This window comes from Flammeovirga sp. EKP202 (genome assembly GCF_014534745.1).
Taxonomy (GTDB): Bacteria; Bacteroidota; Bacteroidia; order Cytophagales; family Flammeovirgaceae; genus Flammeovirga.
In genome coordinates, this window is record NZ_JACVVP010000012.1 from 142,052 (window position 1) to 162,913 (window position 20,862).

Genomic DNA, 20,862 nt, shown 5'->3' on the forward strand with positions numbered 1-20,862 from the left:
CTACAAACCATTAGGTTTACAAGAGAAAGGATTTAGAAAATTTGGTCTTTCTATCTTATTTGTTCCTTCGTTATATTGATTCGGAAGTCAGGAGACTTTTCCGATTGTAAGACACAAGTGACGCCTGTCGGCTTAACACTTGCACTAGGGGGAGAGTAGTTCAGTAAGGGAATTGAAGTAACTTATGCTTGACCTTCGGTTATTTTGTATAGAAACGATTCCTTATCTCATAAAGAACTCGATTAATTTTATCGCTATTGGGAGTAGATTGTAATGTTGAATTTTTGAATGCTTCTTTTAATTGTTTTTGTTTATCATTCGCTAATTCTATTAAATCATCATATTCATACTTTCCTGATTTTACCCCTAATAGAAATCCTCTATTGGGACGTTCAACCATGACCTTCTTGTTTTTTCCAATCTCAATAGCCATATCCAGTAATCGGAAAACATGCATCATATTTTTAGCATCATAATTTTTCCCATTACTTAATGTGGATTCATACCGGCTCTTATTTCTTTTCTCAACCCAATTCCAATACTCTTTATATTTCTTACAATAAGTCGAAAAACCTTCCTTATTACAATATAATAGACCTTCTTGTATTGCCTCTTTTGATACTGAACTTAGAGCCACTTCAGTGGATTGCTCATTTTGAATGATACCATTATAAATCCCTTTTTCTGCATGGTAAAGACCATAAATACCTTTCATATGAGGAATTTGAACTAACCCTATTTCCTCTTGCTTCCATCCTTTTTTATTCAAAAAATCCAAAACTGGAATAGAGTCCTTCTCTTCATTTACATAACAGAACGAAAGCAAGTTTTTTCTTTCTTTGGACATAGGATTCACTATTTTCTTTTTTAGTCCTTTTGCTTTTTTTATCTGTGACAAAGCATAGTTACCAAAAGTCTTTTCACATAGTTTTGAGAGGAAAATCGAAGGCTTTAAATCAGACAAATAGGGATGTTTATAAAGGACCTTAGAAGAAGGAGTATAAAGTAATTCCAGAATATTGGGATTATTGAGTGATAACAATTCTACAAAGCGACCTAATTCGTAAAATACAATATCGTTTGTTTCATTGCTGACCTGTGGAATGTACTGATTGGTATAATACATTTCTTTGGGTAAAATGAATACACCTTTGATATCTGTATCAGAATGTTCTGTCGCTAAACCGTATGCTCTGCTACCGCTAATACACTCCAGAATAATCAACTCCTTTCTTCTAAGCTCTTCAATTGTCATTGTATTGTTTTACTGTTGTTTTAAAAAAGCGTTCTAGTGATTCGTAATTACCATTAGATGCAGGAAGCGATTTTGCTTTTCCCTTAACGGAAAGGATTCTCTCTTCTATAAATCCAAGAAGGGCCTCCTCTCCAAAGTGTCTATACGATTCCTCTTTTTCCGTTTTCAAACGAAGAAGCTCAACAATCTTATTTTTCACCTCAACAGGTAATTCTAAGTCATTCAACATTACCTCAAATTTCATAGGAGGATAAACGTCCTTTTCAAGAACCCATAAACAAGCAAGTGTTGCTCTCAAAGCATAAAACAATTTCTTCAACTTGTACGCTTCGTGCTCTCTAAGCTCTTTCATTGCATTATTAGCCAAACCCAAATAATGATGAATAGACGCTATTTTGGAATAGTTCTCTTCAGACAACTTTAAGAATGACGCTCTAAAACCTTCAGCTTCTTTATAGACATAAGGAGAACCAATTCGTTCAAAAATGGAAGCATTTGATTTCGCTAAGAGTTGTAAGCTTTTCTTCAAATCCCATCCACAAATATCAATTTCTTTCTCTTGATAAAAAGCATCTATAAAATCTCTTTTTTCGCTTAAACCTAAGTACCAATCTGTTTTGTGTACATAGATTAACCGGACATCAAAATCACTATCTGGAGATGCAAATCCCCATGCTCTTGAACCCGTTTCACAAGCCAAAAGTATTTTTATATTATTCTCCTCTTCTAATTTATCGAGGTATTTTATGATTCTATTTCTCATGTTTTCTCTCTCTTTTTCTTCTCCAAGGTCTATCCCTTTCCCAATCACCAGCCATGATTGAGCCGTAAGGAAGCACTTCGTCAATCACTTCTCCCAAACCAAATTCATACATTTGATTTCTAACTTGAGAAGCATTTTTGTAGGCGGAAGGAAGTTCCGTCACATCAATTTTATCAAAGAAGAAACGAACATCTAGCCCTTCAGTTTCTTGTGCAAAAACTTCTTCATTGGTCATCGCTTCTTTGGTTTTTCGATGTGCCGATCTGCTGACATTTCTACCCGCACCGTGAGGAGCAAAACCAATATTAGTGTCGGTTGCTTTTCCTTTGACAATCAAAATTGGTTCTGCCATGTTCATTGGAATCAATCTTCTTTCATCCTGCTCTTTGGAAAAAGGCGTATGAATTGGCGTTGCTCCTTTGGCGTGGTAAAATTGGTCACCTTCTTTGAAAACGAAATTATGCTCGTTCCAAAAACGGTCTTGTACGTCCACTTTTAATTGCTCTGCTACTGCATCATGGATGCAGATGTGATTCTGTTTTGTCCATTTTCTAATCACTTTTAATGCATCCCAATAGGCTTGTCCTTCTTCTGTATCGAAAGGAATCCAAGCATTTTGCTTTAAAGTAGTTGGGGAAAGTGTTCTTCTGAAACGCTCGGCGGTTTGCATCGCTCTTTTGAAAAGTTTTGCTCCTACACCTCTTGACCCGTGGTGAGTCACTAACATGGTATTGCCGGTGGCTTTTGAAGTACCCACAAACAAGAAGTGATTCCCATCGCCTTGCGTTCCTAAATGTGCTCTCGCTGTTTTGATGATTTCTTCTCTGTTAGTAAAGAAATTACTTTCGAAAGCTTCTAGTAAATCAGTCGGAAACCTAAACTGCGTATCTCGATCTCTTCCGCCAGGACCAAAATGGGTAACGTTTTGTGCTACATCCAATACCTCTTTAGGACCTACTTTTCCTAAATCTGTCAACATCAAAGAACAGCAGATATCTGCACTGTGCATACCAGGGTGAATTGCATTTTTAGTGACTACAATTCCGCCAACTGGTATCGTTCCTTTACTTCCCGAAGGGCAAGCATCCGGCATTACTGCACCATTGACTACAGTAGGTGTTTTCATCACCAAATCCATCGTATTTTTCACCGACTGAACATTGCTTTCTTCCAATTCATTTTCAGCTTTTATGTTCATGGCATACGGAATAGACTCTTGATGTAATTCCATTTTGGGAGTGGTTTTGAATTGCTTCAAATAGTCCTTCATTTCTTCTTCTGACAACTCATTCGAATTGATGTACTCAAGGGCTTCTTTGAACCACTTTCCTGGGGTATAACCCATCGCTATTAAGGTATTTCCATTAATCATTTTGTGTTTTATTTTTTGATAGTTCAAAGGTGAAAAGCTACTACGCAATCATTTTGCGTAGTTGTAAATAATTTCTAATTTTATTTTATGGCACAAAATAAAAACGCTCTAATTCGCTATAAAACCATCGATAAATGTCTTCAGAATAAGTATAGGAAATGGACTTTGAATGACTTGATTGAAGAATGCTCGGAAGCTCTTTTTGAATACGAGGGAAGGGATATTAATGTGAGTAAAAGAAGTATTCAATTGGATATTCAAATGATGAGAAGTGATAAACTCGGTTATAATGCTCCTATTATAGTTTATGATCGAAAGTATTATAAATATGAAGATGAGGAGTATTCCATCACCAATATTCCTCTGACTGAAAATGATATGAGTGTACTTTCTGAATCGGTAGAAATGCTCAAACAGTTCAAAGACTTCTCTCTTTTTTCTGAATTAAATGGCATCATACAAAGACTAGAAGATAAAGTCTACAGTGAAAAAAGTGACCAAAATGCTATTATTCATTTAGATAAAAATGAAGGTTTAAAAGGGTTAGAACACCTAGATACTTTATATCAAGCGATTCTTAAAAAGGTTTGTCTTGTGATCGAATATAAATCTTTTAAATCAAGAGCATCTTCAGTAATTCACCTCACTCCTTTTATTTTAAAAGAATATAATAACAGGTGGTTTGTTGTTGGTAGAAAAAAAGGTCGGGAATTATTGACTTTAGCTTTAGATCGAATCATCAAGGTCGATTACGATTTAAATAGAGAATACTCTGATGAAAATTTCAATGGCGATGAATATTATAAACATACTGTTGGCGTTTCAGTACTTCCAATTAGTTACCTGAAAAAAATTCAATTAAAAATTGATGGAAAAAATGCTCCTTATGTTATCACAAAGCCTTTACACCACTCCCAACAAATTCTTAGTAAAGAAAAAGATGGAAGCATTACTATAGAAATTAATGTTCATATTAATTATGAGTTAGAACGTCTTCTTTTAGGATTTGGATCTTCTCTTGAAGTTATCAAACCTCAAGCATTAAGAAATAGAATTAAGACCATCTTCAAAAATGGATTAGAACTCTATCAAGATGAAGAAACTCAATAACTGGCGCAAGTGTTAAGCCGGAGGCATCACTTGTGTCTATATTTTGAAGGAGTCTGTTGACTCCCTACCCCACAAACAATTAGGTTTACAAGAGAAAGGATTTAGAAAATTTGATTTCCCTATAATATCTGTTCCTTCCTTATGTTGACTCGGAAGTCGGGAGACTTCTCCGATTATTAGACACAAGTGACGCCTATCGGCTTAACACTTGCGCCAGGGTGGTGGATTAGAACTCTATCAAGATGAAGAATCCCCATAAACTTCAAATCATTAAAACTTATGGGGATCTTAATTAACTTCTAAAGTCAAAACAAAAAATTTCACCTTCGAAATTTCGAATTCTTTTCTTTAAAAACTGTTCCTCTTGCCAAAACTGAGGCATTTCTTTTGTCTTCTTAAAACCAAACTTCTGAGGAAGCTTGGTATACAAAGATTTTGGAGGTGGACAGTCTTCTAATTTTTTAAAGTAATTTCCACTTTCAAAAGTGTGATAATAGATTTTATCGACACCAATCTCTTTCAAAAGAAATTGGATAGAACACATCAACATGGCTTCAGACCAATATTTATTATACTCTTTTAAAGTAGTGATATATTGATCTAAATCTTCCAAGGATACATAATCTGTAATCCAATGATTCTTCTGTTTTTTCTCTGGTGTTGATTTTATTTTTCGATGAGTACTTAACGCATCTCTTAACCAATCATTCTGAATTTCTTCAATAAAAGCTTCACCAGTATCAAGATTAAAATCAATTCTCGACCAAGCCATGGTGTTATTCTTTTTCGATATCGGATGAGAGTAACTTACGAAAGGATGCCACTTTTTTACTTTAAAATTTTTTCTGTAAAATAAGTCATGTTCAAAATCAAAATTCAGTTGTAACACCAAGTTTTCTCCCGGCAGAGAGGTTTGATACCAATCATCATTTCGATGTTTCTCAAACTCCCCCCAACGATCTAAAGTGACTTTAAACTGCTTTAAACTTTCTTGCTTTACTAAAGCTAAATTCTCTTTCGAATAATGAGTACTTCCACTTTGAGCAGTTAAGCGATTAAAAGCCGATTTATTCAATAAAAATTCAAAAGCACTTTTCTTCAATAACGATTTTGAATTGAGGTTTTGTGCAATGGCCATTTCTAAGAAATGACGTACGTATTCTTCTTTTTTATATGGAAAATAATATTGCTCCACATCAACAGATGCTAGAACAAGTTCTAAAATATCGGTTTGCATAACGATTTGTGATTGCAATTTGGACTTCATGTTTTATGCCCGTCAAGACATGGGAGTCCAAGCCTCACCAAATCAGTACTCTGCTTCCTGTTTAATGAGGGTATAGACTCAATTGAGTTATTTCTTTCCTATACTTCATTACTTTTTGATCATTTTTTTGAAAAACATAATTCTAAATTTTAATAGTTTTAATTGCTTTATTACTGCTTGAATTGAGTTCCTTTATAAACCTTTACCGCATTACCTCTTTCCAAGGCTAGATGATTCATCCATTGCTGTTCCAATTTTTCTTTGGTCTGCTCAAGGCGTAAAAGTTCAAATTTCTCTCTCATCTTCTCCAACGCTTTTTGCTTGTTCTGATGCTGAGATTTACCATCTGATACTTCCACACTGATACCACTTGGAACATGCGTTACTCGAACGGCTGTTTCTACTTTATTTCGATGCTGTCCTCCTGGACCTGATCCTCTAAAAGTTTGAAATTGCAGGTCTTTAGTATTCAATTTTTCGATTGTCTTTTCTTGAAAGAAATCAATAGCTACAAACCAATTCTTTCGCTTGTGAAACTTCCGAAATGGACTTTTCCCAATCCATTGAATGGTTCCTTTCCACTCCTTCAGTTCCTCTTCCAAATCATTTCCAGTGACTTTAATAAGTACTGAACTGATGGTATGATGCAATGGACCTTCTGACCTAGAAAGTACTTGATGATTGATATTTTTTGATTTCAAATCATCCAATACTTCTTTCAAAAGCTTAGCGACTACCCAACAACATTCCGCCGGACCTCTTCCTGAGGTGATCTGAATAAATAATTCTGAATTATACTTTCCCATCTTCACTATGCTTTATCCATTCGAACTATTTTAGGAGAAAATGTCCCCACTACATCTACCAAATTGGTTTGGCTTTGCATCACTTCTTCTATGTTTTTATAAGCGATAGGTGCTTCATCCAAACCTCCTCCAATCAATGTCACTTGTTCTTTTTGAAGATTTTTTTTGAGTTGACTGCCCGTTATTTTCTCTTTGGTTTTTGATCGAGAAAACTGACGCCCTGCACCATGGGAAGCGGATTGTAAAGATGCATTTTCACCTTTCCCTTGCACGATGTAACCATTAGCAGTCATAGAACCAGGAATAATTCCCAACACTCCTTTTCCTGCAGGTGTTGCTCCCTTACGGTGTACAATACATTCTGTACCATCAGCCTGCTTTTCTTTCCAAGCAAAATTGTGATGGTTTTCTACTTTCGCTACAGCTTTAATCCCTAAAGCTTTTGCCAAATGATAATGGATTTGATCATGACAAGCTTTTGCATAATCTCCTGCCAAATTCATCGAAAGCCAGTATTCTTGTCCTTCTTGTGTATTCAAATCTAACCATGCTAGATTTTGAGTCGGTGAAGGTAAAAGGCATTTTTCTTTGGCGATGGAAGTGTAGTGATTGGCAACCGTTGCTCCTAATCCCCTTGAGCCAGAGTGAGCAAGTAAACCTACATATTCACCACTTTCCAAATCAAAAGGATTATCAGCAGGAAGCATTACTGTACCGAATTCCACGAAGTGATTTCCAGAACCCGAAGTTCCCAATTGTCTCCCCGCTCTTCCATGCAATTGTCGCAATAATGAAGTGGCTAAAAATTCTTCTCGATCTAAAACCTCATGTTCTTGAGCAATTCCCAACTCACCGCCAGTACCAAAATTGGTGTATTCCTTTAAGGCTTTTTTGATTTGGAATTCATATCGCTTCAAGAAATTAGTAGGAAGAGGATAAATCGTCAAACTCATACGGCAACCAATATCTACTCCCACACCGTATGGAATGACTACATTATTGGTCGCTAAAACACCTCCGATAGGAAGTCCATATCCTTGGTGAGCATCGGGCATCATGGCTCCGCTATGCACTACCGGTAATTTCATTGCCCATCGCATTTGTTGGTAGGCATTGCTACTGATATGTTGGCGTCCAAAAACGTTAAAGTCTTTGGCTTCCGGTAAGAGTTCTACTTGCTTTCGCTTAACATTAATTTCTGGTTGAAATACCTTGGCAATTGGTGATAGTACTACATCTTCCAAGTATTTCGAATAATTGTTTTTGACGTCCTCAAGCAACGATAATTGATCTTGCATTGAGGTATGTTTATAATGCTTCGCCATTATTTGAACAGCAAGACTAATGGCTTTATTCGAAGCATATTGAATGGCACGAAGGTGTTTACCCTTCAGTTTCTGTTGGCCCATAATTTTTGATATACAAATCAACCCACTGTAAATAATATTGTATTACTTTTTATGTAAAAACAATAGTATACAGTGGCTCAGGATTGAAAATTCAACCTGATAGAAAAAATTAAATTAAAATGGTGATAGACTGATATAGAGATTAGGCCATGCTTTTTGATAAAGATGGCGGAATTCAAAACATCAAGAAATTTTGAATTTCAGTCTACGATTCGATATGTAAATTAAAGACCAACATAATGATACCCCCTTTTTTAGTTTTAGAGTAAATTGTGTTATTACGATCACAAAGGTAATTGAAAAAAAGTCAGCAATGCAAATTTCCCTCTCAAGTTAGCTCTTGAAAATCTGCCTTTCACAAAAAATGAATAGCTAAAATAAAAACTAAAAAATCACCTAAATGACCCTTCTAGCTTCAATTTTAGCTATTTTTTCAATCCTTCGTTTTTTCTATAAATAAATTTCAAAAAAAGACTCAACAAGGACTGTTTTATATCTCAAAAACACTAATAATAGATGAGTATAAGTATCTATAGAAAAGCTGTATTATCAAATAAAAGGCATAAAAATAAGGCTAACTCAATGGAGATTGAACTAGCCTTAAACCTTACTATTTTCAATTTATCATTCTTCAATTTCTAATTATAGAACTTCAATTTCTGAGTAATAAACAGTTGAAACCTATGTTCATTAGGATGACCATTTTTTGATAAATACATGTAACCTGACTGTAGGTTTAATGTAGGTGTCAATTGATATCCTAACATGGCATAAGCTCGGTTCTGATTTAATTGTGCACTTGGTGTTACATCCACTAGAATTTCATTACCAAAAGTGGTAAAGATAACTCCTTTCTCAATGACTTTACTGGTTAATGGAATACCCATCTGTAGTCTATATCGGGCTCTTGTTTTAAAGTCACCTTCAATAGACCTTAACTCATATCTGTAACGATGCTGAAGGTGCACCCTGCCGAATGCTTGTTTACTGATCACCTGCAAGGTAGTTCTATACTCACTACTATTGATTTTTGATTGGCCATCAAATGGCTCAGACCAATTGGAATGATATTCCTGACTTAATCCAATTTGTAAATTTTTATCCACGGAATAACTCAAAAATGGACGTACAAAAAAACTTTGTGCATCTGATGCAAATTCATACGTTCTCACTTGGCTTTCAAAGAATAATTCCCATTTAGGGTTTAATTGATAAAAGCCATTGTAGACATACCACGACCCTAATGAGGGATTGTCTTGTGCGAAGGAAAATTGACTGATAAATAGAGTTAAGATAAAAATTAGTTTTTTCTTCATTTCTGTAAATTATAAATAGGTTTAGCTTAAACTCAAATCAAATTTAACCTAAAATTCATATTATATTCATATTGTGTAATATGAAAGATGATAATAATAGCATTTATCAATAAACATTTACAATAAGTACTATACTTACTTGAATTAAGAGCATGTTCGAAACAGCTCTAAAAGAAATAAAAAAGCTACTCCAATCTAAACGATTAAAGTAGCTTCATTTGAATCAAGAATTTAAATCCCTTATTCGTTATATAATACTTGGAGTAAAGTTACCCCAACAGCATTCAATGATTCTTTGCTGATTGCATCCATATTATCTTGATGCGTGTGCCAGTGCTTGAAGAATGTTCTCTGTCCCGTAGGGTCAAGGTCGATAATATCAATCATTGGGATTCTTGCGATGCGATTTACATACACGTGATCGTCCATTAATTGAGGGCCGTCTTGATTGACAAACAACCCGCCGAAACCTTTTCTCTCTGCAGTTTTCCAAACTTTTCTTACAATTCTTGGAGCATATTGTCTTGATTCACCTTCTTTTAAGAAAGTAGGATTTTTACCACCCACCATATCTAAAAGAATTCCATAATAGGCTTGGTAACCTTCTACGTGAGGGTTTTCTGCCCAGTATTTAGAACCTAAGCAATATCCAGAATCTCCCGACTGATCTTCTGCAAATGCCGGTCTACCATAATCTTCTACATCAAAGAAAATGATATCAATACCTACTTCAGGCTTTAAGTTCGAAGAACCTAACTGACGTGCAAGTTCTAATAAAACACCAACACCACTGCCGCCATCATTTGCACCCAAAATAGGTTCATGTTGGCCGACTGTATCTTGATCGGCAACAGGGCGAGTATCCCAGTGAGCTGCTAATAAAATTCTTGTTTTTTGTTCAGGGAAAAAGCTTCCGATAATGTTTTTACCATTCAGTGTTGTTCCATCATAGGCAGGAACAAATACTGGCTGTTCGATCACTGTTGCCCCATGGCGGATTAATTCACTTGCTAAATAAGAACCACACATATCATGAGCCATTGTGTTAGGTACTCTTGGGCCAAAATCTACTTGCGCTTGAACATATTGATAAGCAGAGTCTGCATTGAAAGTTGGAATAGGTTTATCTTTTACTGTTGACGTCGTTGAAGAAGTGCTTTCGTTATTTCCACATGAAAATAATGATAAACAACTCAACACGGCAATAATTATTTTTTGCTTAAACATGCTAATAAATTATACACTAAAAAATTTTAATTTTTCTTGATTCTCAAAGGTAATATAAATCCTGAAAGAGCCCTTATTCAAATCACATCAGTTAAAAATTAGGTATAAAAAAACTGCTTTGATCTCACAACCAAAGCAGTTTTTCTTTTTAAGCCGTTGCTTATTTTTCTTTGAATACAATACCCATTGGTACACCTTCAAAACCGAAATGCTCTCTAATTTTATTCTCTATGAAAGATTTGTAAGGACCTTTCACATGTTTAGGATAGTTAGAGAAGAATGCAAATACCGGTGTGTGAATTGGCAATTGCGTAATGTATTTGATCTGAATGTGATGCCCTCTATGTGATGGAGGTGGTCTACGTTCGATCTCTTTTCCTAATACCTCGTTCAATACAGAAGTCATTACCTTCATCTTACGGTTTTCGTATACCTCAATCGCTTTGTCGATCACTTTGGCAATACGTTGTTTTTCATGTACCGAAGTAAAGATAATTGGTAAGTAAGCCGCACCACCTAAACGCTGACGGATCTCTTCTGCAAATTCCTTGGCTGTGTTTGTTTCTTTTTCGATCAAATCCCACTTGTTGACCATGATTACCACACCCTTCTTGTTTTTCAAAGCAAGGTTGATAATACTTAAGTCTTGAGATTCAATACCTCTTGTAGCGTCCAAGATAGCGATACAGACATCTGATCTTTCAATCGCCTTGATGGTACGCATTACAGAGTAGAATTCAATATTTTCATTTACTTTCGTCTTTCTTCTAAGACCGGCCGTATCTGTTAAGATGAATTCTTTATTATATGCTTTATATACTGCATCTACAGCATCTCTTGTAGTACCGGCAACATCAGTTACAATACTTCTTTCTTTTTGAAGTAATAAGTTAACTAATGATGATTTTCCAACGTTAGGTCTACCAATTACTGATATTCTTGGAATTTCTTCTTCCTCTTCTTCCTCCGTTTCTTCAGGGAAATGAGAAACTACGTCATCTAAAAGATCACCCGTTCCAAAACCTGAAGCTGATGCAATAGCCATAGGCTCACCCATTCCTAGTTCATAGAATTCAAAAGCATGTAATACTTTCTCTGAAGTATCTGCTTTATTCGCCACCAAGTAAATTGGCTTATCACTTTTACGTAATAAATCAGCGAAATCACGGTCTAAGTCTGTTAAACCTGTTTCCACATCTACTACAAAAAGTAATACAGAAGCTTCATCAATAGCGATTTGAACTTGCTCACGAATGGCACCTTCAAATGTATCTTCTGAACCTACTACATATCCACCTGTATCAATTACAGTGAAATTTTTCCCCGTCCATTCGGCCTTTCCGTAATGTCTATCACGTGTCACACCACTTTCATTATCCATGATAGCGTCACGACGTTCAACAAGACGGTTAAATAAAGTAGATTTACCAACATTTGGTCTACCTACAATTGCGACAATATTTGTATTCTTCTTCATTGAGAATTTACCTTTTTCAAAACTTCGAATTACCCTAACACTTTCGGTAGCGTAATGATATATGTTTTTCCACGTTTGATCGTCAACTTATTTGACCTCAACCATGGATTATAGCGTTTTAAGATCTTATAATTTATTCCTTGCTCTTTTGCAAAAGAAGCTAGATCAGGAATAGATGTATCTATTTTCATAGTTTTGATGGCTTCCTCAGTATATAACTGATGTGTCGAAAGCTCAAAACTATATTTATCCGGTTCCAACATGATTTCTTTCAAGGCTAGTATACGGAACATGTACCTTGAAGTCTCTTCATTTAATAACAGATCATAGTAACTGCTTACTTTCTGATCTTTGAGGGCTTTTGCGATACCGCTCGGTCCTCTGTTATACGCCGCCGCTGCTAATGTCCAAGTACCTAGCTTTTCTTTGGCTTTTTTGAGGTAAACACATGCTGCTCTTGTTGCCTTCTCAACATTGTAGCGTTCGTCTACTTCTTTGTTGACCGTTAATCCGTATTCCCTTGCAGTTGAAGGCATAAACTGCCAGAAACCTGCTGCTCCTGCTGAAGAGCGAGCATTCAGCATCAGATCACTTTCTATAATGCAAAGATATTTAAAGTCATCCGGAATACCTTCCTCTTTCAAGATTTCTTCAATTCTTGGAATCCATCTCTCCGCTCTTTTCAGTACCAAAATCGTATGCGAATGCCAATACGAGTTCACATACAACTCTCTATCGAACCTTTCATAAACGTCCGGATCACTAAGAGGTACTTTTTCATCACAAAAAGAAAAAGATTCAGGCATTGGCAACTCATAACTGTTGGCTTCCAACTCCTTCACAATCACTTTTTCAGTAACTACCTCTGATTTCGGACTTACAAATTGTGGAGCATACGTTAACAGTGCTACGGAAATTGCTCCTAAAAGGAACCATAAAAATGATTTCATATTGACTTAAGAAACACGATAATGGATACTAACTCACAAAGGTCGAATTATTCTGTTTAAGTTCTGAATATAAATGCATTAGTTAACAAATATTCTTTAGAGAATCCTTCTTTTTATCAAACTTTGCAAGTCTTTATTTGAAATAAATATCCTGTTTGGGTATTACAATATTCACTGATCTTTTCCCAAAAGAGGTGCAAAGGTAAAAAAAATAAGGTTGCCATACTTCATTTATTGTATAACAACCTCATTATTATTTTGTTGGATGATTTTTTAGAAATTCGGAGACAATAGATATTTCCCGTAGAAGTCTTCAATTATTTTCACCGCTTCTTGTGGTGTATCCACTAATTGAATCAGGTCTAAATCCTCTGGGCTTACATTCTTTTCTTTCTCAAGTAATGTTGACTTGATCCAATCCATCAAGCCCTGCCAGTAATCTACTCCTACTAATACGATCGGGAAGCGTCCAATCTTCTTCGTTTGAATTAAAGTATAAGCTTCAAACAGCTCATCCAAAGTTCCCAATCCACCCGGCATTACAATAAAGCCTTGAGAGTATTTTACAAACATTACTTTTCTTACAAAGAAGTAATCAAAGTTCAGCATCTTATCTCTATCGATATAAGGGTTGCCGTCTTGTTCAAATGGCAATACGATATTCAAACCTACTGATTTACCATTGGCTTCTGAAGCACCTTTATTACCAGCTTCCATAATACCAGGTCCACCGCCAGTAATTACACCATAGCCATGTTTCACTAAAAGTCCGGCTACTTCTTCTGCCATTTTATAGTATTTGTGATCAGGGGCAGTTCTTGCTGATCCGAAAATAGAAACACAAGGGCCAATTTTCGCCAGCTTGTCAAATCCATCTACAAATTCAGCCATTACTTTAAAGATCACCCATGAGTTGGCACTTTTTATTTCAGACCAATCCTTTTTGATAAAGGCTTCTCTGATCCTCTCTTCTTCATTTTTATTCTCTTCTGACATAAGCTAATTTTTTTCGGTTTCTGTATTTAATTGAAATTTTATCATATTGTCTTCATCACTTTTCTGTGGAGAAGCAATTTTAAACGCTTTTTGATGCTCCATTTTCACTCCATCCAAATAAGCTTCGTACTTCTTGCCATCAATTGCTTGAAATTCTCTTAATCGCTTGGTCAAGGCTACTTTTTCTTGTGCTGCATCTCCGTATTTCAGATTCAAATAAGAAGCACCGTGATATTTTGCTCTTGGCAAGAAAACCATCTCAAAGCTTTGAACACTGCTGAACATTGGCTGATAGCTTTTCATTTTTGAAAGACCATCTTGATCTATCCAAAGTGGTAAATCTTGATATAAAGCTCCGCCATTACCCCAGATATACATGGCTGATTTCGGGATTTTCGTTTCTTCCAAATTGATTGTTCTCTGATCTAATTTAGCATCAATCATTCGTTTCAGAGATTTAGGATGATTAGAGAAAGCAACCGCATTTCCAAGCACTGTATAGTAAGGTCTTTTTATTCTATCAAAAGCATCTCCATACACTCTTGGCAGTAATTCTTCCACCCCAATATACCCAATAGCAAATCCTCTATATTTTAATTCCGAAAATCGCTCTAAAGTAAAACCTTCTACTTTTTCGTTTAATGCTCTCAATTTTTCAGAAGCTAGCGCGGGATTATTTGTTTTCAAAAGCATTACTTCTCCGTCTCTTCCTTTCAACTCACTTGGCATTAATTTGACCCAAGCGGCTTCATCTCCTACCCAGCTATCAAAATCTTCTTCAATAGAAATGGATAATCTATTTTCAATTGCTCTCCAAGGAGCAATATTGGCACGCATCAATGCATCTCTTCTCTCTTTTACTTTAGTAGACATTCCCCAATGAGAAGCTACTGAAATGTGAGTGGGTATTACATTCAACAATTCTTTACTGGAAGACGTTCCTGACCACATCCACCATACAGGTTCTAACTTAAAGCCTTTTTCTTTGGTATCAATTTGAGCTCTCAAAGACAAACCTTCATCTGTCCACATCCAATGCTGATCCCCCAATAGTCGTCCAATCCCTTTTAATGATAGTTGAGGTTCCACAAAATTTGATTCTGATAAAGTATAAATCGCATCAGGGTTCATCCATACTTCAGCTAATTTTCCTTCTTCAAAAGCTCCTACTTCCAATTCTGTCATTTCACCCCCCTGTTCCAAGGCTTCATAAGCCCTTTTGGCAAGTGTCTCATGCGTTGAGAAAATAAGTAAATTGTTATAAACAAAGTAGATTCCTAGTTTGGATGTTCCTCTCTTCAAAACAGTCGCTTCACCATTTTCTCCCAACTGCTTTTGTTCCAATGTAAATTTCTTACCAATGATAAAACGAAGATGATCTGTCAATTTGGATTGCCAACCTAAATCTATAGCCAAAAGCTGAGCTCTTCCCTCTTTCTCCGTTTTGTAAATGGCACCAATACTTGGATAATCCGATAAAAAATAGGGAAGAAAACTGTTGTTCAATATTCCATTGTTCCAAATCTTTTTTCGATTGGCAGTTAAACTCTCTTCAATAGCACTACTCCACTCCGAAGCATGCAATCCCTGCCACAAATGCAAAACATCTGAAGTACCTATAATCACACCAGCACCAGCAGGCAACGTTTTCCATAATTGAGTTTTAGGTAATGATTGCGTCCACCATCCAAAAATTCCAAACAATAAAATAAGTATGCTCAGGAATATTATTCCCTTGTTACTTTTTTTGGGTTTCTTTTCTTCAATGTGTGAGGGTTCCTCATGCAATTCTTCCACTGTATTGTCTTGCTCTTCCACGTTTTTTTTAGGTTTAGTTGTGCTGAAAATATGTGCTCCAAAAGGTATTTAAAGCTAACTAGATAGTTCACTATCTAAGAATCTATTTTTCGTAATAATAAATTTACTACTATCTCCTCATCCTTAAAAGGAAATAGGTGTCCTTTCTTCTCTAAAACCATAGTATCGACCTTAATTGACCAATTATCGACAACATACTGAAGGTTTTCGAAGGGAACTAACCCGTCTTCAGTACCGTGTACAATGGTCGTTGGTACTTTTACTTTATTCCAATCACCTTCTATTTTCTTTAAACTTTCAGCATGATTAGCTTTCTCGTCAGTTGCTACTTTAAGTCCAGAAGGTAATATAGCATAGATGACTTTGCTTTGTGCCCACCTTGAATACCATTTCATCAGCTCTAACTCAGAAGACATTGCCGGAGCTAATAAAATCACTTGAGCAATAGCACTACTATCCTGTACACTTGTATAAGCAGCAATAGGCCCACCGTAGGAATGCCCAACAAGTATATAATGTTGTGGCTTACCTATTACTTTTTCCCAATCATTCAATACGCTTCTTACTGCTTTTCCATGAAGACCAATAGCATCTTCTTCATTTCCTTTTTCGCTCCCATACCCCAGTCTTTCAACAGATAGGACGTTTGCTTTCTCTAAAAGTGTTTTGTTCTTAAGATAGCTTCCAAAATTGTCTGCTCTCCCGGGTGCTCCATGAATAAAAACTATGGTAGTAGAAGGATTATTTTCTCCTTTTACCGATAAATAATTAATGGTTTTATGCTCAAGTTTTGTATGTCTGACTTTCATCTCCACACCATCCTTAGCATAAGATTTTTCTAATTTATTCCATTCATTATTTGCATTCATATCGGAAGCACATCCACCAAAGATCAAGAGTAAAATCAATAGGACGCTCTTATACTCTATCATTTTTGTAGGTTTTTATTTTGATAAGTGTTTAATTCGAAAAAAATTGAAGAGAATCGCTGAAACACTTTCATCAAAATAGTAGTTTTTGATGGTGAAAAGTTATCAGATGATTTGAAAAGATTTTACATTCATACGACCCTAAATTAAAAATACTATAAATATGGATAAGAAGAAAAAATATGGCTTCTCAACTATAGCAATTCACGCTGGACAAGAACCTGATCCAACGACAGGAGCCGTTATCCCTCCAATTTATGCTACCTCTACTTATGCTCAAACTGCACCGGGTGAGCATAAAGGATTTGAATATACTCGTAGCCACAATCCCACTCGTTACGCTTACGAAGATGCAGTTGCAGCTTTAGAAGGAGGTGTAAAAGGATATGCTTTTGCAAGTGGATTGGCCGCTTCCGCTACTATTTTAGATATGCTGGAAGGTGGTTCACATGTCATTGCTATGAACGATTTATACGGTGGTACTTTCCGTCTTTTTGATAAAGTAAGAAAGTTCTCTTCAAAATTAGAGTTCTCATTTATCGACTTGAATGACATGGAAGCATTAGAAAATGCGATCCAACCGAACACTAAAATGATCTGGGCGGAAACACCTACCAACCCAATGCTTCGTTTAGTCGACTTGCAAAAAGTCGCTGAAGTAGCTAAAAAGCATGATATCATTACGGTTTGTGATAACACTTTCGCTACTCCATACCTTCAACAACCATTAGCATTAGGTTTTGATATTGTGGCACACTCTGCTACAAAATACATCAATGGTCACTCAGATGTAGTCGGTGGTGTAGTTGTAGTAGGTGAGAACAAAGAATTAGAAGAAAAACTGACGTTCTTACAAAATGCCGTTGGTTCTGTACAAGGACCTTTCGATTCTTTCTTGGTGAATAGAGGATTGAAAACATTAGGTGTAAGAATGGACAGACACTGTTCTAATGCAATGAGTATTGCAGAGTGGTTAGAAACTCATCCTTCCGTAGAAAAAGTTTATTATCCTCATTTACCATCACATCCTGATTTCGCTTTAGCTAAAAAGCAGATGAAAAAAGGTGGCGGTATGATTTCAGTGACTTTGAAAGCGGACCTTGAGCAAACAAAAGTATTCTTATCGAACTGTAAGCTGTTTACATTAGCCGAAAGTTTAGGTGGAGTAGAAAGTTTGATTGAGCACCCTGCCATCATGACGCACGCTTCAATTCCTGCTGAAACAAGAAAAGAATTGGGAATCGATGATGGTTTCATCAGAATTTCTGTTGGTATCGAAGACCTAGAAGATCTGAAAGAAGACCTAGAAAACGCATTCGCTGCTGCGGGACTTTAATCTTTTGAATTAAAATATTTATTCCTTTTATAAAAATGGCAAATCAACAACATCTTGAAATCGAACGTAAGTTCTTGGTAAAATCTTTTGATCCTTCTCTAGCCTCAAAATCGTTCCGTATAGTACAAGGCTACATTTGTGCTGAGGAAAATAAAGCAGTGCGCGTGAGAATTAAAGGAGAAAAAGGGTTTATCACTATCAAAGGTAAATCTCAAGATAAAGGTCTGTCACGCTATGAATGGGAAAAAGAAATCTCCATTGCAGAAGTCGAGCAATTGCTTCACTTATGCGATGGAGGTACTATTGATAAAATCAGGTATGAGGTTCCTGTAGGAAATCATACGTATGAAGTCGATGTTTTTGATGGAGACAACAAAGGCTTAACTATCGCTGAAGTTGAACTTTCTTCCACTGATGAGGCTTTTGAAAAGCCGAGTTGGTTAGGTGAAGAAGTAACTGGAGAAGCGAAGTATTATAATGCCATGTTGATGAAGGAACCTTTCAAAAATTGGTCATAAAAAAAATAGACTTCCATTATCAGGAAGTCTATTTTTTTGTCCTTTGATGAAATCAAATTAGAATAAACACTTCGTACAAAACTCATCAAAATACTGATTGAATTCATCGTCCTTGATTGCAGGATCTGTAATATCATATACCGTTGAGATACCTCTTTTATATCTTACCAAGTTGGAAATCGGTGAGTAGAAAAACTCCATTCCGCCAATACCTGCCAACTCTTTCAGCTTTTGATGTTCAACGGTCTGATCTTTTTTATTGACAATACCAAAAACCTCAAACTTGTAACCTTGCTTCTCCTTCATTTCCTTGATCATCGGCAATGTTTTCAGAAAACGGATTGTTGCTCTCATATCTAAAACACTTGCCACTACAGGCACTACAACAACATCTGAAACCAAGACACTAAAGTAGATTTCCTTTCCTTCAATACGTCCTGGTACATCCAAGAAAATCGCATCATACTTTTTCTCAGCCAATGCGAGCGTCTTATCAAAGTTTTCTTCGGCTCTAGGTTGTTTCCAATTGAAGGCAATCACATCATAAGAAGACTCCTTATCTGCGCCCTCTGTGGAATAAATATCTTTTACTGATTTTTGTGGATCACAATCGATCACCAAAACCTTTTTGTTTGTTCTATTATGTACAGCTGAGGCTGTTAACATCAGCAGGGTACTTTTACCAACGCCTCCTTTTTGAGTTGCGAAAGAAATTACTTTAGCCATACAAAATTTAAAAAATTGCTTCCTTATTTGGTGACCTTACTTCCTAAGAATGAACATAAACCCACCAAAATCTTTAATAATCCAATGAAAATACGATAAAAAACCGAATATTTCCCAATATAAACATAAGAGGAATAATCGGAACTACCCAAGCAAAAAAGGGATTTTGTATGTTTGCATTCTGAATTATAAAATTTTTGAAAGATGGGTCGCCATAAGTTAAAAAAATTCGCTCAAAACAAAGAGCGTGCATATATTATAGAAGAAGGAAAACCTTTGTATGATAACATCAAAGGAAACTGGAGAAAAGAGGTTTTCAAAAACGACAATCCAATTGTTTTAGAATTGGCTTGTGGTAGAGGTGAATACACTACAGGACTTGCTCAAGTTTATCCTGACAGAAACTTCATTGGTGTAGATATCAAAGGTGATAGAATCTGGAAAGGTGGTAACGTAGTGGATGAAAAAGGTCTGACAAATGCTGCTTTCTTAAGAATTCACATTCAAAACTTAGCCAACTATTTTGAAGCGGGCGAAGTGGATGAAATCTGGATCGTTCACCCTGATCCTCGTCCAAAAGACAGAGATGCTAAAAGAAGAATGACGCACCCTCGCTTCTTAAACATCTATAAAGAGTTAATCAAAGAAGGTGGTTTAGTTCGTTTTAAGACCGACAGTAAAGAGCTTTTTGAATACTCTGTAGAAACATTGGTTCAAGAAAAAGTACAATTAGAAGCGGTGACTTTTGACCTGTATGAATCGGACTTAATGAAAGATCATCATGGTATTGTAACACGCTACGAAAAGCAATTTACAGAGCTTGGTCACAAAGTACACTACTTAAAATTCAGATTCTAAAACACCTATTTTACTTCTCCAATGAAAGTACTAATCGATTTACATTATTTCCCTAACCTTGAATATTTCACTATTCTAGCTCACTGTGATACGGTTTATATTGAGAAATTTGAGACATTTCAGAAGCAAAGTTTTAGAAACAGATGCTTTATCAAAACAGCTCAAAAAGTAGATCGATTGAGTATTCCGGTGATTGGTGCCAACAAAGGAAAGCCCATGAGAAAGGTAAAAGTCAACCAAAATGACAACTGGGCGATCAAACATTGGAGAAGTATTCTTTCTGCTTATGGTCGATCTCCTTTCTATGAATATTATGAAGAAGCCATCAAGTCTACATTGTTAAGTGGTGAGGAATCTCTTTTTGAGCTAAACATTTCACTTTTAAAGTGTGTTATTAAACTATTAGGATTAAACACAAAGGTTGAAATCACTGAAAACTACAAAAAAGAGACTGAAGATGAGGTAGTTGACCTAAGGAACAAGATTACAGCTACTGATTCATCAACTTTTGTTAATGAGATTTCGTATATTCAAGTGTTTGGTGACACTTTTGATCGAAACCTGAGTATTCTCGATTTACTTTTTTGTGAAGGGCCTAATGCCATCAATATATTAAAATCACAGAATAGTCAATTAATCCATCATTAAGAGTTGTTTAATAAATATTATATGCTTTATTTTAAGAGACAGAATCCATTATTAAACGTATCCATTATCCTGATTTAAAAA

The 20,862-nt window shown here is 35.9% G+C and carries 19 protein-coding genes; 5 read left to right on the forward strand and 14 right to left on the reverse strand.

The annotated features are described in order from the left end of the window. Positions 1 to 199 precede the first annotated feature (199 nt). Genes IC221_RS09870 through IC221_RS09880 form a run of 3 tightly spaced genes read right to left on the reverse strand, consistent with a single transcriptional unit; the run spans position 200 to position 3,390 of the window. Positions 200 to 1,255, reverse strand: coding sequence for a nucleotidyltransferase domain-containing protein (locus IC221_RS09870; protein ID WP_188168811.1), 1,056 nt, complete (start codon positions 1,253 to 1,255; stop codon positions 200 to 202). Continuing rightward, the gene (locus tag IC221_RS09875; RefSeq protein WP_188168812.1) at positions 1,245 to 2,018 is read right to left on the reverse strand and encodes a nucleotidyltransferase domain-containing protein; all 774 of its coding nucleotides are present in this window, start codon (positions 2,016 to 2,018) and stop codon (positions 1,245 to 1,247) included. The genes IC221_RS09870 and IC221_RS09875 overlap by 11 nt, the downstream gene beginning before the upstream one ends. Continuing rightward, a complete protein-coding gene (locus tag IC221_RS09880; RefSeq protein WP_188168813.1) occupies positions 2,008 to 3,390 on the reverse strand; it encodes an RtcB family protein in 1,383 nt (460 codons plus the stop codon). The genes IC221_RS09875 and IC221_RS09880 overlap by 11 nt, the downstream gene beginning before the upstream one ends. An 87-nt stretch (positions 3,391 to 3,477) precedes the next feature. On the opposite strand from IC221_RS09880, the gene IC221_RS09885 reads away from it, so the two are divergent. Next, positions 3,478 to 4,500 carry a YafY family protein gene (locus IC221_RS09885; RefSeq protein WP_188168814.1) on the forward strand — a complete coding sequence of 341 codons (1,023 nt, stop codon included), beginning with the start codon at positions 3,478 to 3,480 and terminating at the stop codon, positions 4,498 to 4,500. A gap of 292 nt (positions 4,501 to 4,792) precedes the next feature. Here IC221_RS09885 and IC221_RS09890 read toward each other — a convergent pair whose 3' ends face one another. From IC221_RS09890 to IC221_RS09935, 10 genes are all read right to left on the reverse strand, one after another. Then, entirely contained in the window at positions 4,793 to 5,737 is a 945-nt protein-coding gene (locus IC221_RS09890) for a hypothetical protein (protein ID WP_188168815.1), read from the reverse strand. 200 nt (positions 5,738 to 5,937) lie between these two features. After that, positions 5,938 to 6,573 carry a peptide chain release factor H gene (prfH, locus tag IC221_RS09895; protein ID WP_188168816.1) on the reverse strand — a complete coding sequence of 212 codons (636 nt, stop codon included), beginning with the start codon at positions 6,571 to 6,573 and terminating at the stop codon, positions 5,938 to 5,940. A 5-nt stretch (positions 6,574 to 6,578) separates the two neighbouring features. Beyond that, the gene (locus IC221_RS09900; protein ID WP_188168817.1) at positions 6,579 to 7,982 is read right to left on the reverse strand and encodes an RtcB family protein; all 1,404 of its coding nucleotides are present in this window, start codon (positions 7,980 to 7,982) and stop codon (positions 6,579 to 6,581) included. 638 nt (positions 7,983 to 8,620) lie between these two features. After that, positions 8,621 to 9,298, reverse strand: a complete 678-nt coding sequence (locus tag IC221_RS09905) for a DUF2490 domain-containing protein (protein ID WP_188168818.1) — start codon at positions 9,296 to 9,298, stop codon at positions 8,621 to 8,623. A gap of 240 nt (positions 9,299 to 9,538) precedes the next feature. After that, complete coding sequence (locus IC221_RS09910; RefSeq protein WP_188168819.1) at positions 9,539 to 10,525, reverse strand: M28 family peptidase; 987 nt, start codon at positions 10,523 to 10,525, stop codon at positions 9,539 to 9,541. Between the two features lie 160 nt (positions 10,526 to 10,685). Next, complete coding sequence (der, locus tag IC221_RS09915) at positions 10,686 to 12,002, reverse strand: ribosome biogenesis GTPase Der (RefSeq protein ID WP_169659922.1); 1,317 nt, start codon at positions 12,000 to 12,002, stop codon at positions 10,686 to 10,688. Positions 12,003 to 12,031: 29 nt separating this feature from the next. Beyond that, positions 12,032 to 12,952, reverse strand: coding sequence for a lytic transglycosylase domain-containing protein (locus IC221_RS09920; protein ID WP_188168820.1), 921 nt, complete (start codon positions 12,950 to 12,952; stop codon positions 12,032 to 12,034). Positions 12,953 to 13,225: 273 nt separating this feature from the next. Further along, entirely contained in the window at positions 13,226 to 13,948 is a 723-nt protein-coding gene (locus IC221_RS09925; RefSeq protein WP_188168821.1) for a TIGR00730 family Rossman fold protein, read from the reverse strand. 3 nt (positions 13,949 to 13,951) lie between these two features. Then, positions 13,952 to 15,766, reverse strand: coding sequence for a DUF3352 domain-containing protein (locus tag IC221_RS09930; protein WP_188168822.1), 1,815 nt, complete (start codon positions 15,764 to 15,766; stop codon positions 13,952 to 13,954). A gap of 74 nt (positions 15,767 to 15,840) precedes the next feature. Beyond that, positions 15,841 to 16,698 (reverse strand): alpha/beta fold hydrolase, encoded by an 858-nt coding sequence (locus tag IC221_RS09935; RefSeq protein WP_188168823.1) that lies wholly within the window; start codon positions 16,696 to 16,698, stop codon positions 15,841 to 15,843. 160 nt (positions 16,699 to 16,858) lie between these two features. On the opposite strand from IC221_RS09935, the gene IC221_RS09940 reads away from it, so the two are divergent. Together IC221_RS09940 and IC221_RS09945 are read left to right on the forward strand one after the other, a co-directional pair. After that, on the forward strand, positions 16,859 to 18,031 hold the full coding sequence (locus tag IC221_RS09940; protein ID WP_188168824.1) for a PLP-dependent aspartate aminotransferase family protein: 1,173 nt from the start codon (positions 16,859 to 16,861) through the stop codon (positions 18,029 to 18,031). A gap of 35 nt (positions 18,032 to 18,066) precedes the next feature. Beyond that, a complete protein-coding gene (locus IC221_RS09945) occupies positions 18,067 to 18,549 on the forward strand; it encodes a CYTH domain-containing protein (protein ID WP_188168825.1) in 483 nt (160 codons plus the stop codon). A 57-nt stretch (positions 18,550 to 18,606) separates the two neighbouring features. Here the strand turns inward: IC221_RS09945 and IC221_RS09950 are convergent, their stop codons facing one another. After that, entirely contained in the window at positions 18,607 to 19,275 is a 669-nt protein-coding gene (locus tag IC221_RS09950; protein ID WP_044204637.1) for a ParA family protein, read from the reverse strand. Between the two features lie 204 nt (positions 19,276 to 19,479). Between IC221_RS09950 and trmB the strand changes: the two genes are divergently transcribed. Both trmB and IC221_RS09960 read left to right on the forward strand, forming a co-directional pair. Beyond that, a complete protein-coding gene (gene trmB, locus IC221_RS09955; RefSeq protein ID WP_188168826.1) occupies positions 19,480 to 20,133 on the forward strand; it encodes a tRNA (guanosine(46)-N7)-methyltransferase TrmB in 654 nt (217 codons plus the stop codon). A 21-nt stretch (positions 20,134 to 20,154) separates the two neighbouring features. Then, the gene (locus tag IC221_RS09960) at positions 20,155 to 20,781 is read left to right on the forward strand and encodes a WbqC family protein (RefSeq protein WP_188168827.1); all 627 of its coding nucleotides are present in this window, start codon (positions 20,155 to 20,157) and stop codon (positions 20,779 to 20,781) included. Positions 20,782 to 20,862 lie beyond the last annotated feature (81 nt).

Excerpts from the sequence above, each read along its gene's own strand:
- IC221_RS09880 (WP_188168813.1), bottom strand. The coding sequence starts at position 3,390 with ATGATTAATGGAAATACCTTAATAGCGATGGGTTATACCCCAGGAAAG.
- IC221_RS09900 (WP_188168817.1), bottom strand. The coding sequence starts at position 7,982 with ATGGGCCAACAGAAACTGAAGGGTAAACACCTTCGTGCCATTCAATAT.
- IC221_RS09920 (WP_188168820.1), bottom strand. The coding sequence starts at position 12,952 with ATGAAATCATTTTTATGGTTCCTTTTAGGAGCAATTTCCGTAGCACTG.
- IC221_RS09940 (WP_188168824.1), top strand. The coding sequence starts at position 16,859 with ATGGATAAGAAGAAAAAATATGGCTTCTCAACTATAGCAATTCACGCT.
- IC221_RS09870 (WP_188168811.1), bottom strand. The coding sequence starts at position 1,255 with ATGACAATTGAAGAGCTTAGAAGAAAGGAGTTGATTATTCTGGAGTGT.
- IC221_RS09925 (WP_188168821.1), bottom strand. The coding sequence starts at position 13,948 with ATGTCAGAAGAGAATAAAAATGAAGAAGAGAGGATCAGAGAAGCCTTT.
- der (WP_169659922.1), bottom strand. The coding sequence starts at position 12,002 with ATGAAGAAGAATACAAATATTGTCGCAATTGTAGGTAGACCAAATGTT.
- trmB (WP_188168826.1), top strand. The coding sequence starts at position 19,480 with ATGGGTCGCCATAAGTTAAAAAAATTCGCTCAAAACAAAGAGCGTGCA.
- IC221_RS09960 (WP_188168827.1), top strand. The coding sequence starts at position 20,155 with ATGAAAGTACTAATCGATTTACATTATTTCCCTAACCTTGAATATTTC.
- IC221_RS09875 (WP_188168812.1), bottom strand. The coding sequence starts at position 2,018 with ATGAGAAATAGAATCATAAAATACCTCGATAAATTAGAAGAGGAGAAT.
- IC221_RS09950 (WP_044204637.1), bottom strand. The coding sequence starts at position 19,275 with ATGGCTAAAGTAATTTCTTTCGCAACTCAAAAAGGAGGCGTTGGTAAA.
- IC221_RS09890 (WP_188168815.1), bottom strand. The coding sequence starts at position 5,737 with ATGCAAACCGATATTTTAGAACTTGTTCTAGCATCTGTTGATGTGGAG.
- IC221_RS09945 (WP_188168825.1), top strand. The coding sequence starts at position 18,067 with ATGGCAAATCAACAACATCTTGAAATCGAACGTAAGTTCTTGGTAAAA.
- IC221_RS09885 (WP_188168814.1), top strand. The coding sequence starts at position 3,478 with ATGGCACAAAATAAAAACGCTCTAATTCGCTATAAAACCATCGATAAA.
- prfH (WP_188168816.1), bottom strand. The coding sequence starts at position 6,573 with ATGGGAAAGTATAATTCAGAATTATTTATTCAGATCACCTCAGGAAGA.
- IC221_RS09910 (WP_188168819.1), bottom strand. The coding sequence starts at position 10,525 with ATGTTTAAGCAAAAAATAATTATTGCCGTGTTGAGTTGTTTATCATTA.
- IC221_RS09935 (WP_188168823.1), bottom strand. The coding sequence starts at position 16,698 with ATGATAGAGTATAAGAGCGTCCTATTGATTTTACTCTTGATCTTTGGT.
- IC221_RS09905 (WP_188168818.1), bottom strand. The coding sequence starts at position 9,298 with ATGAAGAAAAAACTAATTTTTATCTTAACTCTATTTATCAGTCAATTT.